Origin of the sequence: Enterobacter sp. DC4, assembly GCF_000568095.1 — a bacterium.
Taxonomy (GTDB): Bacteria; Pseudomonadota; Gammaproteobacteria; order Enterobacterales; family Enterobacteriaceae; genus Enterobacter; species Enterobacter pseudoroggenkampii.
In genome coordinates this window covers 548,047-562,981 of sequence record NZ_AZUB01000003.1, presented here as the reverse complement: position 1 = coordinate 562,981, position 14,935 = coordinate 548,047, and the positions used below count along the sequence as shown (strand labels likewise).

Here is a 14,935-nt window from a genome sequence, read left to right as displayed (position 1 = left end):
TATTCCCAACGGTTTGTCCCGTTTAAAGTGTTGTTTACGGTTGGCGATCGCGCAAATGCGCGTTAAATGCCGCTGCATCCATAAACCCGGTTACACGCTTTTCTGGCTGCTCCTGGCCCTGCTGATTGAAGAACAGAATGGTTGGCAGCCCGAGCACGTTAAGCTGCTTCAGCAGAGCCTTATCCTGCGCATTATTGGCGGTCACGTTCGCCTGAAGCAAAACGGTCTCTTTCAGGGCGCTTTGCACCTGCGGATCGCTAAAGGTATATTTCTCAAACTCTTTGCAGGCAACGCACCAGTCGGCATAGAGATCGAGCATCACCGGTTTGCCTTTTGCCTGTGCGAGCGCGCTGTTGAGCTCATCAACGTTCTTAATCTGGATGAAGTTCAGATGCGCCTGCGTCTGGCCTACCGGCGAGCCGAACGCCCAGTCCTGAAGAGGACGCACGCTCACCAGCGCGGCGGCGAGCAGGAGGATTTGCACCAGGCGCATCCACGCTTTTTTCGCCCCCAGACTGACGATAAACGCCCAGGAGAAGAATGCTACGCCGAGCATCGCCCACAGACGCAAACCCCAGACGTCGCCGATGATACGCTCGAGGAGGAACACCGGCAGCGCCAGAATCACAAAGCCAAACGCGGTTTTCACCGTCTCCATCCACGGGCCGCTCTTCGGCAGAAGTCGATTGCCGAAAACCGTGACCAGAATCAGCGGCAGGCCCATGCCCAGCGCGTAAAGGTACAACGTACCGCCGCCAAGCCACAGATTCCCGCTCTGGGCAATATAGAGCAGGATGGCGCTCAGCGGTGCGGTGGTGCAAGGGGAACAAATTAAACCAGCGATGGCTCCCATCGCGAATACCCCACCCGCCGAGCCACCCTGCTGGCGATTACTCATTAGCGTTAAGCGAGTTTGCAGAGATGACGGTAACTGCAGGGTAAACAGGCCGAACATCGACAGAGCCAGCAGGATAAACACCACCGACAAGCCAATAAGGACGTAAGGATGCTGCAGTGCGGCCTGGAACTGTAACCCGGCAGCGGCAACCACAAGGCCAAGGGCTGTGTAGGTCAACGCCATGCCCTGCACATAAATAAAGGCCAACAGCAGGGCGCGGGCGGTGGAAAGCCGTTGCTTACCGCCCAGCACGATGCCAGAGATGAGCGGATACATCGGCAGCACGCACGGCGTAAAGGCAATGCCGATACCGATCAGCAAGGCCCACAGCGCGGAGAACGGAAGGTCTGACGCGGCTTCACTTTTACCGCTCTCCCCAGAGGGGAGAGGGGAGAAAGCGGCGGCAGCCTTAACTTCGCTGAGCGGAACGACCTTCGTTTCAGGCGGATAGCAGAATCCCGCGTCCGCGCACCCCTGATAGGTCACCGTCAGGGTCGCACCTTTATCCGCCTGATTCACCGTAACAGGCACGCTCAGGCGCTGGCGGTAGATTTCACTCTTGCCGTAGAACTCGTCCTCATGCCACTCACCAGAGGGCATCTGTAAAGCGCCCACGCTGGCCTGAGCAGGCGTAATGCTTACCTGCTTGCGATAGAGGTAATAACCCTCTTTCACCTGCCAGTTGAGCGTAAGGTCATGCTGGTTTTGCTGAAAATCGAAAACGAAAGCCTGGTCGGCAGGGATGAAGTTCGAACGGCCGGGCGCGTCAAACAACCCGGCAAAAGCTGACGTGCTGCACAGCAGCAGGATCAGCGTAAGGAAGCGTTGAGCCATGAGAGATAGTCGTTATCGCCATGAACCACTGGCAGGACCAGCAGCTCCGGGGTTTGGTAAGGATGATGAGATTTGAGGCAGTCCAGGAGAGCCTGCTGATTCGCCAGATTAGTTTTGAGCAACATCTGAACTTCGTACTCTTGCTCCAGCTTGCCTTCCCAGTAATAAAGGGAGGTGGCACCGGGGAGGAGCGTCACGCAGGCTGCCAGTTTTTCGGCCAGCACTTTGGCGGCGAGATCCTGGGCAGAGGCTTCATCAGGGGCGGTACACAGTACGACAACAGCATCAGGCGTGTTCACAAGTCGACCTCCTCATCACGAAAGTCTTCACTATATCACGCAAGGCGATTGGTCATTAATGAAACGGGCCGCAGAGCGGCCCGATTTTAACTATTTTTACAACTACTCACCGTTTACAGCACCACGCCGCCAATGATAAAGCCGAGGATCACGCAAAGCGAAATGGCAACCACGCCCGGGATCAGGAACGCATGGTTAAACACATACTTACCGATACGGGTTGAGCCTGTGTCGTCCATCTCCACCGCCGCCAGCAGGGTTGGGTAGGTTGGCAGAACGAACAGGGCAGAAACCGCCGCGAAAGAGGCAATCGCCGTCAGCGGGGTAACGCCCAGCATCAGTGCCGCAGGCATCAGCGCTTTGGTGGTCGCCGCCTGGGAGTAAAGCAGGGTAGCGGCAAAGAACAGCACCACCGCCAGCAGCCACGGATAGTTGTGCAGCAGGTCGCCTGCTACGGTCTGAATGTCGCTGATGTGCGCTTTCACGAAAGTATCACCGAGCCACGCCACACCCAGCACGCACACGCAGGCGCTCATACCGGATTTGAAGGTGCTGGCGTTCAGCACTTCGCTGGTGTCGATTTTACAGGTGATGCTAATCAGCGTCGCGATGGTCAGCATGAACACCACAATCGCTTCGTTACGCGGCAGGACCGGGTTCTGGATCAGGCCCACGGTATCGCTGATAGCCGTCGCATAGAACATGACGGCGACGATACCGATCAGGAACAGCAGCACGGAGCGTTTCGCATGTGGCTTCAGTTCGAAGACCTGGCTGCCGCGCAGGCTCACTTCACCTTTTGCCAGACGCTCCTGATAAACCGGATCGTCTTTCAGTTCAGCGCCGAGGAAGTTACACAGCACGGCAGTGATCATCACCGCAATCAGCGTCACCGGGATACAGATCGCCAGCAGCGTCAGGTAGCTCACGCCCATCGGCTCAAGGATACCGGCGAAGAAGACCACCGCAGCGGAAATCGGCGAGGCGGTAATCGCAATCTGGGACGCGACGACGGCAATAGAGAGCGGACGAGACGGACGGATACCCTGCTCTTTCGCCACTTCGGTAATCACCGGCAGCGTGGAGAAGGCGGTGTGGCCCGTACCGGCGAGAATGGTCATAAACCAGGTCACCAGCGGGGCAAGGAAGGTAATGTATTTTGGATGGCGGCGCAGCATACGCTCCGCCAGGCTCACCAGGTAGTCCATACCGCCTGCCACCTGCATGGCGGCGATAGCGGCAATAACTGCCATGATGATTTCGATAACGTCAAACGGGATTGCGCCGGGTTTAATCTGAAAGATAAGGGTAAGAACGAGCACCCCGAGACCACCAGCAAAACCGATGCCGATACCCCCGAGTCTTGCTCCCAAATAAATCGCCAACAAGACGATGACGAGTTCTGCTCCAAACATAAGGACCTTCCTTGCTTATTAACAAGTTGATATTGAATTGTTGTATTTCGGTAACGCCTAAAAAGAAAAAAGGCACGTCACAAGTGACGTGCCTTAAGAAGCCTAGCCTGAACGGTTACTGTTCGCTTTCATCGGTATATCGTTTTGCTTTATATGCCGGGTGCATCAGGTTCTGGGCCGAGAAGATATCGTCCAGCTCCGCTTCGGTCAACAGCCCGCGCTCCAGCACCACTTCACGTACGCTCTTACCGGTTTCGGCGCAAATCTTACCGACGATGTCACCGTTGTGGTGACCGATGAACGGGTTGAGGTAGGTGACGATCCCGATGGAGTTATAGACATAACCCTCACAGACTTCTTTATTCGCTGTGATGCCGTTAATGCATTTTTCCAGCAGGTTGTAGCAGGCGTTGGTCAGGATGTGGATAGATTCAAACATCGCCTGGCCAATCACTGGCTCCATCACGTTCAGCTGCAGCTGACCCGCTTCAGAGGCCATGGTCACGGTTGTATCGTTACCGATGACTTTGAAGCAAACCTGATTCACCACTTCTGGCACAACCGGGTTCACCTTGGCCGGCATGATGGACGAACCCGCCTGCAGCTCTGGCAGGTTGATTTCGTTCAGGCCAGCGCGCGGACCGGAGGAAAGCAGGCGCAGGTCGTTACAGATTTTGGACAGTTTCACTGCCAGACGTTTCAGCGCGCTGTGTACCATGACGTAGGCGCCGCAGTCGGAGGTCGCTTCAATCAGGTCTTCTGCAGGCACAACCGGCAGGTTAGAGACTTCAGCCAGCTTCTGTACCGCCAGCTGCTGATAGCCATCCGGGGTGTTCAGACGTGTACCGATGGCGGTTGCGCCAAGGTTCACTTCCAGCAGCAGCTCGGAGGTGCGCAGCAGGTTTTTGGTCTCTTCGTTAAGCAGCACGTTAAACGCGTGGAATTCCTGGCCGAGGGTCATCGGCACCGCGTCCTGCAGCTGGGTACGACCCATTTTCAGGATGTCCTGGAACTCAACCGCTTTACGCTGGAAGCCATCACCCAGTTGGTTGATCGCATCCACCAGTTTCACTACAGAGGCATACACCGCGATACGGAAGCCGGTAGGGTAAGCGTCGTTGGTGGACTGGCATTTGTTAACGTGGTCGTTCGGGTTAAGGTACTGGTATTCACCTTTCTGGTGACCCATCAGCTCCAGGCCAATGTTTGCCAGTACTTCGTTGGTATTCATGTTGACGGAGGTGCCCGCGCCGCCCTGATAGACGTCAACCGGGAACTGGTCCATGCATTTGCCGTTGTTCAGCACTTCATCGCAGGCTGCGATAATCGCATTTGCCGCGCTTTTAGGAATGGTTTGCAGCTCTTTGTTGGCCAGGGCTGCGGCTTTCTTCACCATCACCATGCCACGGACAAACTCAGGGATGTCGCTGATTTTGCTGTTGCTGATGTAGAAGTTTTCAATCGCTCTCAGAGTGTGAACACCGTAGTAGGCATCCGCTGGAACTTCCCTGGTACCCAACAAGTCTTCTTCGATACGAATGTTGTTTAACATGTGAACCTTCTTTTCAAGCTGCCGATGGATTGTACTAAACACACAGTATTTATGTGGTTTTGAATATTTTCTGGCCGACGATTATTCCCTCAATCAGCCAGATGTTCGAGATCATATGCTGATGATAGCGAATTGCCGTAAGCTGGATCACTTATTATCGAGCCGATTCCATGATAATTATTAATCTGTGAAATGGGTCACCGCTTTAATATTTCCAAAAAAAATATCCGTGCAAACTGATTGAATTTTCGCTAACCGTCACCATCTCATACAAACGCGCGTCGCGAACACATTCAGACAGGGGCCCGTCGGCCCTTGCCACACAGGAGATGCCAGTGCGCTGGATACCGTTTATTGCTTTCTTTCTCTATGTTTACATTGAGATTTCCATTTTTATCCAGGTTGCCCATGTGCTGGGCGTCCTGCTGACGCTGATTCTGGTGATTTTCACCTCCGTCATCGGCATGTCGCTGGTGCGTAATCAGGGTTTCAAAAATTTCCTGTTAATGCAGGAGAAGATGGCCGCAGGCGAAAGCCCGGCAGCGGAGATGATCAAAAGCGTATCGCTGATTATTGCGGGGCTGCTGCTGATCCTGCCGGGGTTCTTCACCGACTTCCTCGGCCTTCTGCTGCTTCTGCCGCCGGTGCAAAAGCACCTGACCATGAAGCTGCTGCCGCATCTGCGCTTTAGCCGTATGCCCGGCGGTGGGTTCAGCACCGGGCCAGGCGATACCTTTGAAGGGGAATATCAGCGTAAAGATGAACAGCACGACCGTTTAGACCATAAAGACGATCGGTGATAGATTTGCCCGGTGGCGCTTCGCTTACCGGGCGCTACTGGTGCGCATCGCGCTTCGGTAAAAACAGCCACAGTCCTGCCAGCATGACAATCGCGTACAGACTCTTCCATCCCACCATCGCCAGCAACAGCAGGCAAAGCCCACCCCCGATGACCGCCAGTGTTTTATAGCGACCTTGCAGCAAACGACATCCCGCCAGCATGCACAGCAGGTAGATCATAATAAAAATACCGTTGGCGTAGACGATCAGCGCGTCCAGATTGATCTTCAGTGCGTAAATACACAGCGTGCTCAACACGCAGCAGCCCAGCACGGCATTCAGGGCATTCAGCGGAAGCTGGCGTTTAGACAGGCGAGCGAGGCGATTCTCAGTTTTGTCGAGCGCCTGCGACCACACCAGCCGGGCAAAGCTCTGGATATAAATATTCAGGCTGGCAAAACAGGCCAGATAGCCGATGACGCAGGCGATCCACAGCGCCTTCACACCAAACAGATTAACCACGATACCCGGCAGCGATGCCGCGGCGGCGAGATCCGCGCCGAACGCGTGGAAGTGCAACACCAGCACGGTACACGCCCAGTAGACCGTGCCTGCCAGCAACAGGCCTATCATCAGCGCCCGGGGGAAATCGCGCTCAGGCTGCTTAAATTCAGAGGCAAGATGGGCAAAGGCTTCCAGACCCACAAAACACCAGAACATGACGGAGAGCGCGGCGAAAAGCTGTGAATGATCGACGTCTGTCACTGCCGGGAAGGGAATTTCCTTGATCGTGATATCGCCCGCCCACCAGATAGCGGCAATGAGCGCGACAATCAGCACCGCAACCAGCGTCTGCAGGTTGGCGCTGGAGCGGGCTCCGCGAGAGCCCACCCACCAGACGATAGCCAGCGTGCCCAACTCGGCCAGCAATAACTGCTCGTTATGCCAGCCAAACAGCGCCTGACCAAAGCCGGTCGCAATATGCAATGCCGCAGGAAGGCCAACCGGAATGACGGAGAGAAACAGCCAGCCGGTGACACGCTGCAGCCGCGGCCCAAAGGCCAGGCCGACAAAGTGTGCCACGCCGCCCGCGCTGGGGAAATGCCGCCCCAGGATGGCAAACACAATGGCTATCGGGAAAACCAGTACAATCAGCGCAGGCCACGCCCACAGGCTATTATTTCCCGCGACCAGCGCCGCCAGTGCGGGCACGGCAAACACGCCCGTACCTAACAAGGAGGTTGAGAGCAGCCCAACGCCCTGCGCCAGCCCTAACTCCTGCTTGAGTCCACTCATTGACATCGCCCTGCCAGTACCAAAAGAGAGGCGATGGTAACACTTTCGCAAATTTTTTTTTCAACTCCCCCTTGAAGGGGTAAAAAGCTATCCCCATCTCTCAGGGCACTAGTCGGAAAACCGCTTGCGGGCCGGCGTCATCCATAACTGATAATGACTTTCTCAAAGGAGAGCTATCAATGAGTATTCGTCCGTTACATGATCGTGTGATCGTCAAACGTAAAGAAGTTGAAACCAAGTCTGCTGGCGGCATCGTTCTGACCGGTTCTGCAGCAGCCAAATCAACGCGTGGCGAAATCATCGCTGTCGGTAAGGGCCGCATCCTGGAAAACGGAACTGTGCAGCCGCTGGACGTTAAAGTTGGTGACATCGTAATTTTCAACGATGGCTACGGCGTGAAATCCGAGAAGATCGACAATGAAGAAGTGTTGATCATGTCCGAGAGCGACATTCTGGCAATTGTTGAAGCGTAATTTACGCACGAGAATTTGAGGAAATAAGAACATGGCAGCTAAAGACGTAAAATTCGGTAACGACGCTCGTGTAAAAATGCTCCGCGGCGTAAACGTACTGGCAGATGCAGTTAAAGTGACCCTGGGCCCGAAAGGCCGTAACGTAGTGCTGGATAAATCCTTCGGCGCGCCAACCATCACCAAAGATGGTGTTTCTGTAGCACGTGAAATCGAGCTGGAAGACAAGTTCGAAAACATGGGCGCGCAGATGGTGAAAGAAGTTGCCTCTAAAGCGAACGACGCTGCAGGCGACGGTACCACCACCGCGACCGTTCTGGCGCAGGCTATCATCACTGAAGGTCTGAAAGCCGTTGCTGCGGGCATGAACCCAATGGATCTGAAACGTGGTATCGACAAAGCTGTCGCCTCCGCTGTTGAAGAACTGAAAGCGCTGTCCGTACCGTGCTCTGACTCTAAAGCCATTGCTCAGGTTGGTACCATCTCCGCTAACTCCGACGAAACCGTAGGTAAACTGATCGCAGAAGCGATGGATAAAGTCGGTAAAGAAGGCGTGATCACCGTTGAAGACGGTACCGGTCTGGAAGACGAACTGGACGTGGTTGAAGGTATGCAGTTCGACCGCGGTTACCTGTCCCCATACTTCATCAACAAGCCAGAGACTGGCGCTGTTGAGCTGGAAAGCCCGTTCATCCTGCTGGCTGACAAGAAAATCTCCAACATCCGCGAAATGCTGCCAGTGCTGGAAGCCGTTGCTAAAGCAGGCAAACCGCTGGTTATCATCGCTGAAGACGTTGAAGGCGAAGCGCTGGCAACTCTGGTGGTTAACACCATGCGCGGCATCGTGAAAGTCGCTGCGGTTAAAGCACCTGGCTTCGGCGATCGCCGTAAAGCGATGCTGCAGGATATCGCTACCCTGACCGGCGGTACCGTGATCTCTGAAGAGATCGGTATGGAGCTGGAAAAAGCGACCCTGGAAGACCTGGGCCAGGCGAAACGCGTTGTGATCAACAAAGACACCACCACCATCATCGATGGCGTGGGTGAAGAAGCTGCTATTCAGGGCCGCGTTGGTCAGATCCGTAAGCAGATCGAAGAAGCGACTTCCGATTACGACCGTGAAAAACTGCAGGAGCGCGTAGCGAAACTGGCTGGCGGCGTTGCGGTAATTAAAGTCGGTGCGGCGACCGAAGTTGAAATGAAAGAGAAAAAAGCACGTGTTGACGATGCCCTGCACGCGACCCGTGCTGCGGTAGAAGAAGGCGTGGTTGCGGGTGGTGGTGTTGCGCTGGTGCGCGTGGCCGCTAAACTGGCTGGCCTGACCGCTCAGAACGAAGATCAGAACGTGGGTATCAAAGTTGCGCTGCGCGCAATGGAAGCGCCTCTGCGTCAGATCGTGTCCAACGCCGGTGAAGAGCCATCTGTTGTGGCGAACAACGTTAAAGCGGGCGAAGGTAACTACGGTTACAACGCTGCAACCGAAGAATACGGCAACATGATCGACTTCGGTATCCTGGACCCAACTAAGGTAACCCGTTCTGCTCTGCAGTATGCGGCCTCTGTTGCTGGTCTGATGATCACCACCGAGTGCATGGTGACCGACCTGCCAAAAGGCGATGCGCCTGACTTAGGTGCTGCTGGCATGGGCGGCATGGGCGGAATGGGCGGCATGATGTAATCGTGCGCTCTACGTCGTAGAATGTGAAAAACCCCCGGGCAGAAATGCTCGGGGGTTTTTCTTTTGGCCATCTTTTAGGTATAAGATTTACACACGGACAACTACTGTCCAGCTTATTGAAAACGAGGAATAACATGCGCGTAAAAGTCTGTGCAGGGATTGTAGGGGCAGCATTGCTGCTGGCGGGTTGTAGCTCCAGCAATGAGCTGTCGGCAGCGGGCCAGGGCGTTCGCTTTGTGGAAGATAAGCCTGGCAGTGAATGCCAGCTGTTAGGCACGGCAACCGGTGAGCAAAGCAACTGGATGTCTGGTCAGCATGGCGAAGAAGGTGGCTCTATGCGCGGTGCGGCGAATGCCCTGCGTAACCAGGCTGCGGCAATGGGTGGCAACGTGATTTACGGCGTAAGCAGCCCAACGCAGAGTATGCTGTCCAGCTTCGTGCCGACCGCCAGCCAGATGAGCGGCCAGGTCTACAAGTGCCCAAACTGAGTTAACTTGCTGATGGCGCTGCGCCCGGACCCCGTAGGGCAGGTAAGCGTAGCGCCACCTGCCTTTTTAGTGCTGCCGCAGCTGCAAATCCAGCGGCGTCTTGCTCGGCTCTCCGCCAATCTCGCGTGCCAGCTTCGGCACCATATAGCCTGAAACCAGCGTTAACAGTTCGCGCATAATCTGCCGGGCTTTTTCGTCCGTCACCATGAAATGGGCCGCGCCCTGAACGCGATCCAGCACGTGCAGGTAATAGGGCATCACGCCCGCATCAAACAGGGCATTGCTCAGATCGGCCAGCACGCGGGCGCTGTCATTGACGCCGCGCAGCAGCACGCTCTGGTTCAGCAGCGTCACGCCCGCTTTGCGCAGTCGCGCCATCGCCGCGCGAAACGCATCGTCAATTTCGTTCGCGTGGTTAATATGGTTCACCAGCAGCACCTGCAATCGGGACTGCTCCAGGCGTGACACCAGGCCGTCCGTGATACGTGCCGGAATAACAATCGGTAAACGGCTGTGAATGCGCAGGCGCTTAATGTGCGGGATGGCTTCAAGCTGAGTCAGCAGCCAGTCCAGCTCATGATCTTTTGCCATCAGCGGGTCGCCGCCGGAAAAAATAATCTCATCCAGCTCCGGATGGGCGGCGATATAGTCCAGCGCGACCTGCCAGTTACGTTTATTGCCCTGGTTTTCGGCATAAGGGAAGTGCCGACGGAAGCAATAACGACAATTTACCGCACAGCCGCCTTTTACCAGCAGCAGGGCGCGGTTGAGATACTTGTGCAGTAAACCGGGCACCACGCTGTTCTGCTCTTCCAGCGGATCGGTGCTATAACCCGGCGCGGTGACAAACTCATCCTGCGAAGTAAGCGTTTGTTTTAATAGCGGATCGTCGGGATTGCCTTTCTCCATCCGCGCCACAAACGCGCGGGGAACGCGCAGGGCGAACAGGCGCTTTGCCTCGCGGCCTGCAAGCAACTCTAGGTGCTGATCGAGGTCTAAAAGACGCAGCAATTCATCAGGACTGGTGATTACATCGGCAAGTTGCGATAACCAATCTTCTCTGGACGGGGTGTTTAGGGTTACAATATGCGCCATTTTGTGGCTTAGCTACCAGTTAACAAATTTAGAGGGCCTTATGGCAACGTACTATAGCAACGATTTTCGTGCTGGTCTTAAAATCATGATGGACGGCGAACCGTACGCGGTTGAAGCCAGCGAATTCGTTAAACCAGGTAAAGGCCAGGCATTCGCACGCGTTAAGCTGCGCCGTCTGCTGACCGGTACCCGTGTTGAGAAAACCTTCAAGTCTACTGACTCCGCTGAAGGCGCTGATGTTGTTGATATGAACCTGACCTATCTGTACAACGACGGTGAGTTCTATCATTTCATGAACAACTCCACTTTCGAACAGCTTTCTGCTGATGAGAAAGCGGTAGGTGACAGCGCTAAATGGCTGCTGGATCAGGCTGAGTGCATCGTGACCCTGTGGAACGGCCAGCCTATCGCTGTGACCCCACCAAACTTCGTAGAACTGGAAATCGTTGAAACCGATCCAGGTCTGAAAGGTGATACCGCAGGTACCGGCGGTAAACCAGCCAAACTGTCTACCGGCGCCGTGGTTAAAGTGCCACTGTTCGTACAGACTGGCGAAGTGATCAAAGTGGATACCCGCTCCGGCGAATACGTGTCCCGCGTGAAGTAATTTACGTATGATTGAAGGCGCAGCGCCCGCTGCGCCTGATTCTTGCAGGCAGGGATGATGAAACGTACCGTTAAAATTCTGCTTCTGTTAGCGCTTTCCAGCGCATTGCTTTCCGGCTGTAACACCACGCGTGGAATGGGACAAGACATCCAGGATCTCGGTCATATCATTTCTCACGCCGCCAGCTAAGTTCGTCTAATTTTCCTAAAAATGCGTCCTTTTCCGTCAACCGGCGGGATCTTGTCTATTCTTAAGTTGCTATACACAAAACAACTTTGGCTATAAAAGGAAGATATTATGGTTAAGAAGACAATTGCAGCGATCTTTTCAGTCCTGGTACTTTCTTCAGTGTTAACGGCCTGTAATACCACGCGTGGCGTCGGTCAGGATATTTCTGAAGGTGGTAGCGCAATCTCTGGTGCAGCAACAAAAGCTCAGCAGTAATGAATAAACGGTACGGGACCAGCCGGGTTTCGTACCGTCAGCTTTCCGATTCCTGCAGGGATAAAAACGGAGAAAAACGCGTATCCATATGCAATTTCATGCGGATATTGCGTTTATAGGTATAGACCGTTTTTCCGTTGATACTCAGGTGAGCGGCAATTTTTTGATTGCTCGCGCCGTCCATCCACAATGTCAGCACCTTCTCTTCCTGCCGGGTCAGCAAGGGGGCGGCCGCCGCTGGCCTTTCTGCGCATGAGCGTGAGATCAATGCGTCGTTGATAACCGTCGCCACTTCTTCGAGGCTGGCGTTTTTCAATAATGACGACCACACCGGGAACTGTCCGAGCCAGTCTGTCATGCCGCTGTCCTCTCCCGATTGCAGCAAAATAAACGGTAATCGTTCACTGGCGTTAAGCAGGGACGAGAGCTGCTGAAAATGGTGAATGTCCTGCCTGAAGCCGTACAGGTCAGCAATAACCAGCGTAGGTTTCCATTGCAGAATGTGTTCTCTGGCAAGAAACAGATTATTCAGCCCGGTCACAACGTAGTGTCCCGGGAACAAACCGGAATGATTGAGCCATGCTTCAAACCCCGTGCGGGTGAAGTGACAACGGTCAATCAAAAGAATTTTGAACATATTTTATTCGCAGTCGGCTAGTGGTTTGGCTTCCTGCCATCAGAAAGCACATCATCATAGAGAAGTCGGATGAGTGCTAAAAGCCGGAACTCCGCGCCATACTGCGGCTATTTCTTGCCTTAACGTGTTCAGCAAAAAATGATTGAAAAAAAATAGCACGCTAACCACAATAGGTGGCGTAATCTCTGCCTTACGGGACGACCCGTAAGCGTTTCTTTCACCGGGGACGGCCCCAACTTGTATTAAGTTAAGGAGCCTGACATGTCCTGGATCATTCTTTTTATTGCTGGCCTGCTCGAAGTGGTATGGGCGATTGGTCTCAAGTACACCCACGGATTTACCCGCCTGACGCCCAGCGTCATTACCGTTACCGCCATGATAGTCAGTATCGTTCTGTTATCCTGGGCGATGCGCTCTCTGCCTGTGGGAACGGCTTATGCCGTCTGGACGGGTATTGGCGCGGTGGGTGCCGCTATCACCGGCATTTTGCTGCTGGGAGAGTCAGCGAGTCTGGCGCGTATCGCCAGCCTCGCCTTGATTGTGGCCGGGATCGTTGGGCTGAAGCTCAGCACCCATTAATGGGGTTGTTTCACCCAGATAAGTTTTGACACATCAAACCCTTGCCGGGTCGCGACGTCCAGCATCTGCTGCTTCATTTCTGGTGAAAGTGTTGGCGTGCGGGAAAGTATCCATAGATAGTCGCGATCCGGCCCGCAGACCAGCGCGTGACGGTACTCTCTGTCGAGCGCGATCACGTTATAGCCGCCATAAAACGGGCCAAAGAACGAGACTTTAAGCGCGGCCCGCCGCGGGTCGCCCGTGAAGTACGCTTTCCCAATCGACTGTTGCCACATCTCCCGGTCGGGGTTATAGCCCCGGTTGATCACCTGAATACCGCCATCATCCATCGGGCTGTAATTCGCAGTGACCTTCTCTAAGCCCTGCTCAAACCGGTGGTCGAGGCGAGCGATTTCATACCATATTCCAAGGAAGCGTTGTGCATCAAAAGGCGTGACGACGGTAACGCCAGGCGGTGGGGTAGGGGAACTGCAGGCAACCACTAAAAACGCGGCTGTCACCGCGGCGATAACAGGCAAAATGCGCATAGGAGTTTCCTTACTGTTTTTTGTTAAGTGTAGATGACGGCAAGGAAAATGTGGTTTTTGTACGGCGTCACACCGTGGATTTTGTAGGCCGGGTAAGGCGAAGCCGCCACCCGGCAATGTTTTACTGCAGCGCGTCGAGGATGCGGTATGCCGCATCAACGCGTGCAGGGTTCGGATAGCTTTTATTTGCCAGCATCACAATGCCGAGCTGCTTTTCAGGTATAAAGGCCACGTAGCTGCCAAATCCGCCGGTAGAGCCTGTTTTATGGACCCAGGAGGCCTTAACCGGCGGTGCCGGAGGATTTACTTCTCTCGCAGGCAACGGTGCCAGCGCCACCTTATTGTCGCTACCTTCAACTACGGTTTTGGCATCGACCGGCCAGTTAAGCATTTCCCAGCCTAACCCCTGATACATGGCCCCCACGCGCCAGTAGCGAGACTGCGCCAGGGCAATGCCTTGCCTGAGTGAAGTATCCTGAAGGGAGTCAGGCTTCATGTTCACCATCACCCAGCTCGCCATATCCTTCACGTTAGTTTTTACACCATAGGCTTCCGCGTCGAGCATGCCTGGCGAAACGTGGACCGCTTTACCGTCACGGTATCCCCAGGCGTAATGCGCCTCTTCCGCTTTCGGAACGTTAATCCACGTATGGTCCAGCTTGAGCGGCTTAAAGACCCGCGCCGTTATGGCCTGCTCATAGCTCATGCCGGAAGGTTTGACCGCAAGCGCGCCAAAAAGACCAATGCTGGTATTGGCATAAAGACGCGTGGTGCCCGGCTTCCACTTCGGCTGCCAGTTTTGATAAAAGCGCAGCAGGGAGGCGGTATCCGTGACCTCATCCGGCACCTGCAACGGCAGACCGCCTGCGGTATAGGTTGCCAAATCCAGCATGCGAACCCCCTGCCACTGCTTGCCCGTCAGCTCAGGCCAGTACTTTGTCACCGGATCGCCGAGCGATATCTCACCGCGAGCAATGGCATCGCCACCCAGTACGCCGGTGAAGGTTTTACTTATAGAGCCCAGTTCGAACAAGGTTTGTGGGGTGACAGGTTTGTTTGCCGCAACATCGGCTTTACCGAAGGTAAAGTAGTGCGGCTGACCCTGATAAATCACCGCCACCGCCATACCCGGGATGGCCTGCGCTTTCATCAACGGCGTAACGGTACGTTCCACCACCTCAGCCAGCTGTTTTTCTGACATCGGTGCAGCCAATACCGAGCAGGAGGTGCTGAGCAGCAGGGCACAGCTTAGGGATTTTTTCATCATCAGTTATCTTCCGTAATAGCGGTTCAAGGGAGTGTCCGGGCCCGTCAGACCGCTGTAGTCTGTTGGATT

The 14,935-nt window shown here is 54.7% G+C and carries 17 protein-coding genes; 8 read left to right on the top strand and 9 right to left on the bottom strand.

Features of this window, described 5'->3' with window-relative positions; all coding sequences use genetic code 11:
• Positions 1-34 precede the first annotated feature (34 nt).
• From P349_RS12235 to aspA, 4 genes are all read right to left on the bottom strand, one after another.
• Positions 35-1,732 carry a protein-disulfide reductase DsbD gene (locus tag P349_RS12235; protein ID WP_032651316.1) on the bottom strand — a complete coding sequence of 566 codons (1,698 nt, stop codon included), beginning with the start codon at positions 1,730-1,732 and terminating at the stop codon, positions 35-37.
• Positions 1,708-2,031, bottom strand: a complete 324-nt coding sequence (cutA, locus tag P349_RS12240; RefSeq protein ID WP_014168278.1) for a divalent cation tolerance protein CutA — start codon at positions 2,029-2,031, stop codon at positions 1,708-1,710. Before cutA ends, P349_RS12235 begins: the two co-directional genes overlap by 25 nt.
• 113 nt (positions 2,032-2,144) lie before the next feature.
• Positions 2,145-3,446: an anaerobic C4-dicarboxylate transporter gene (locus P349_RS12245; RefSeq protein WP_024907357.1), complete on the bottom strand. Its 1,302-nt coding sequence runs from the start codon at positions 3,444-3,446 to the stop codon at positions 2,145-2,147.
• A gap of 115 nt (positions 3,447-3,561) precedes the next feature.
• Positions 3,562-4,998 (bottom strand): aspartate ammonia-lyase, encoded by a 1,437-nt coding sequence (gene aspA / locus P349_RS12250; RefSeq protein WP_003855923.1) that lies wholly within the window; start codon positions 4,996-4,998, stop codon positions 3,562-3,564.
• 335 nt (positions 4,999-5,333) lie between these two features.
• Here aspA and P349_RS12255 point away from each other — a divergent pair, with 335 nt between their 5' ends.
• On the top strand, positions 5,334-5,798 hold the full coding sequence (locus P349_RS12255) for an FxsA family protein (protein WP_032651318.1): 465 nt from the start codon (positions 5,334-5,336) through the stop codon (positions 5,796-5,798).
• A 34-nt stretch (positions 5,799-5,832) separates the two neighbouring features.
• Here P349_RS12255 and yjeH read toward each other — a convergent pair whose 3' ends face one another.
• The gene (yjeH, locus tag P349_RS12260) at positions 5,833-7,074 is read right to left on the bottom strand and encodes an L-methionine/branched-chain amino acid transporter (RefSeq protein WP_032651320.1); all 1,242 of its coding nucleotides are present in this window, start codon (positions 7,072-7,074) and stop codon (positions 5,833-5,835) included.
• Between the two features lie 179 nt (positions 7,075-7,253).
• On the opposite strand from yjeH, the gene P349_RS12265 reads away from it, so the two are divergent.
• The 3 genes from P349_RS12265 (at position 7,254) to P349_RS12275 (ending at position 9,710) form a co-directional block, all read left to right on the top strand.
• On the top strand, positions 7,254-7,547 hold the full coding sequence (locus tag P349_RS12265; protein WP_003855929.1) for a co-chaperone GroES: 294 nt from the start codon (positions 7,254-7,256) through the stop codon (positions 7,545-7,547).
• A 31-nt stretch (positions 7,548-7,578) separates the two neighbouring features.
• Complete coding sequence (groL, locus tag P349_RS12270; RefSeq protein WP_023310114.1) at positions 7,579-9,222, top strand: chaperonin GroEL; 1,644 nt, start codon at positions 7,579-7,581, stop codon at positions 9,220-9,222.
• Positions 9,223-9,356: 134 nt separating this feature from the next.
• The gene (locus P349_RS12275) at positions 9,357-9,710 is read left to right on the top strand and encodes a DUF4156 domain-containing protein (protein WP_024907354.1); all 354 of its coding nucleotides are present in this window, start codon (positions 9,357-9,359) and stop codon (positions 9,708-9,710) included.
• Between the two features lie 66 nt (positions 9,711-9,776).
• Here the strand turns inward: P349_RS12275 and epmB are convergent, their stop codons facing one another.
• The gene (epmB, locus tag P349_RS12280; RefSeq protein ID WP_032651323.1) at positions 9,777-10,805 is read right to left on the bottom strand and encodes an EF-P beta-lysylation protein EpmB; all 1,029 of its coding nucleotides are present in this window, start codon (positions 10,803-10,805) and stop codon (positions 9,777-9,779) included.
• A gap of 40 nt (positions 10,806-10,845) precedes the next feature.
• Between epmB and efp the strand changes: the two genes are divergently transcribed.
• The 3 genes from efp to ecnB all read left to right on the top strand — a co-directional run bounded on the left by efp (position 10,846) and on the right by ecnB (position 11,856).
• A complete protein-coding gene (gene efp, locus P349_RS12285; RefSeq protein WP_010427766.1) occupies positions 10,846-11,412 on the top strand; it encodes an elongation factor P in 567 nt (188 codons plus the stop codon).
• A gap of 57 nt (positions 11,413-11,469) precedes the next feature.
• Entirely contained in the window at positions 11,470-11,601 is a 132-nt protein-coding gene (locus P349_RS0124385; protein WP_024907352.1) for an entericidin A/B family lipoprotein, read from the top strand.
• Positions 11,602-11,709: 108 nt separating this feature from the next.
• Positions 11,710-11,856: a lipoprotein toxin entericidin B gene (gene ecnB / locus P349_RS0124380; protein ID WP_003025482.1), complete on the top strand. Its 147-nt coding sequence runs from the start codon at positions 11,710-11,712 to the stop codon at positions 11,854-11,856.
• A 37-nt stretch (positions 11,857-11,893) separates the two neighbouring features.
• On the opposite strand, the gene P349_RS12290 is transcribed toward ecnB, so the two are convergent.
• Positions 11,894-12,493 carry a helix-turn-helix transcriptional regulator gene (locus P349_RS12290; protein WP_024907351.1) on the bottom strand — a complete coding sequence of 200 codons (600 nt, stop codon included), beginning with the start codon at positions 12,491-12,493 and terminating at the stop codon, positions 11,894-11,896.
• A gap of 261 nt (positions 12,494-12,754) precedes the next feature.
• Here P349_RS12290 and sugE point away from each other — a divergent pair, with 261 nt between their 5' ends.
• Positions 12,755-13,072 carry a quaternary ammonium compound efflux SMR transporter SugE gene (gene sugE / locus P349_RS12295; RefSeq protein WP_008502938.1) on the top strand — a complete coding sequence of 106 codons (318 nt, stop codon included), beginning with the start codon at positions 12,755-12,757 and terminating at the stop codon, positions 13,070-13,072.
• On the opposite strand, the gene P349_RS12300 is transcribed toward sugE, so the two are convergent.
• On the bottom strand, positions 13,069-13,599 hold the full coding sequence (locus P349_RS12300; protein ID WP_032651326.1) for a lipocalin family protein: 531 nt from the start codon (positions 13,597-13,599) through the stop codon (positions 13,069-13,071). The two genes, sugE and P349_RS12300, sit on opposite strands and share 4 nt — an antisense overlap.
• A 121-nt stretch (positions 13,600-13,720) precedes the next feature.
• Entirely contained in the window at positions 13,721-14,866 is a 1,146-nt protein-coding gene (gene blaACT / locus P349_RS12305; RefSeq protein WP_032651328.1) for an ACT family cephalosporin-hydrolyzing class C beta-lactamase, read from the bottom strand.
• Between the last annotated feature and the right edge of the window lie 69 nt (positions 14,867-14,935).

Coding starts and splice junctions, on each gene's coding strand:
- P349_RS0124385 (WP_024907352.1), top strand. CDS start 11,470: ATGAAACGTACCGTTAAAATTCTGCTTCTGTTAGCGCTTTCCAGCGCA.
- P349_RS12300 (WP_032651326.1), bottom strand. CDS start 13,599: ATGCGCATTTTGCCTGTTATCGCCGCGGTGACAGCCGCGTTTTTAGTG.
- blaACT (WP_032651328.1), bottom strand. CDS start 14,866: ATGATGAAAAAATCCCTAAGCTGTGCCCTGCTGCTCAGCACCTCCTGC.
- ecnB (WP_003025482.1), top strand. CDS start 11,710: ATGGTTAAGAAGACAATTGCAGCGATCTTTTCAGTCCTGGTACTTTCT.
- P349_RS12275 (WP_024907354.1), top strand. CDS start 9,357: ATGCGCGTAAAAGTCTGTGCAGGGATTGTAGGGGCAGCATTGCTGCTG.
- sugE (WP_008502938.1), top strand. CDS start 12,755: ATGTCCTGGATCATTCTTTTTATTGCTGGCCTGCTCGAAGTGGTATGG.
- P349_RS12245 (WP_024907357.1), bottom strand. CDS start 3,446: ATGTTTGGAGCAGAACTCGTCATCGTCTTGTTGGCGATTTATTTGGGA.
- efp (WP_010427766.1), top strand. CDS start 10,846: ATGGCAACGTACTATAGCAACGATTTTCGTGCTGGTCTTAAAATCATG.
- aspA (WP_003855923.1), bottom strand. CDS start 4,998: ATGTTAAACAACATTCGTATCGAAGAAGACTTGTTGGGTACCAGGGAA.
- P349_RS12265 (WP_003855929.1), top strand. CDS start 7,254: ATGAGTATTCGTCCGTTACATGATCGTGTGATCGTCAAACGTAAAGAA.
- groL (WP_023310114.1), top strand. CDS start 7,579: ATGGCAGCTAAAGACGTAAAATTCGGTAACGACGCTCGTGTAAAAATG.
- P349_RS12235 (WP_032651316.1), bottom strand. CDS start 1,732: ATGGCTCAACGCTTCCTTACGCTGATCCTGCTGCTGTGCAGCACGTCA.
- P349_RS12290 (WP_024907351.1), bottom strand. CDS start 12,493: ATGTTCAAAATTCTTTTGATTGACCGTTGTCACTTCACCCGCACGGGG.
- epmB (WP_032651323.1), bottom strand. CDS start 10,805: ATGGCGCATATTGTAACCCTAAACACCCCGTCCAGAGAAGATTGGTTA.
- yjeH (WP_032651320.1), bottom strand. CDS start 7,074: ATGAGTGGACTCAAGCAGGAGTTAGGGCTGGCGCAGGGCGTTGGGCTG.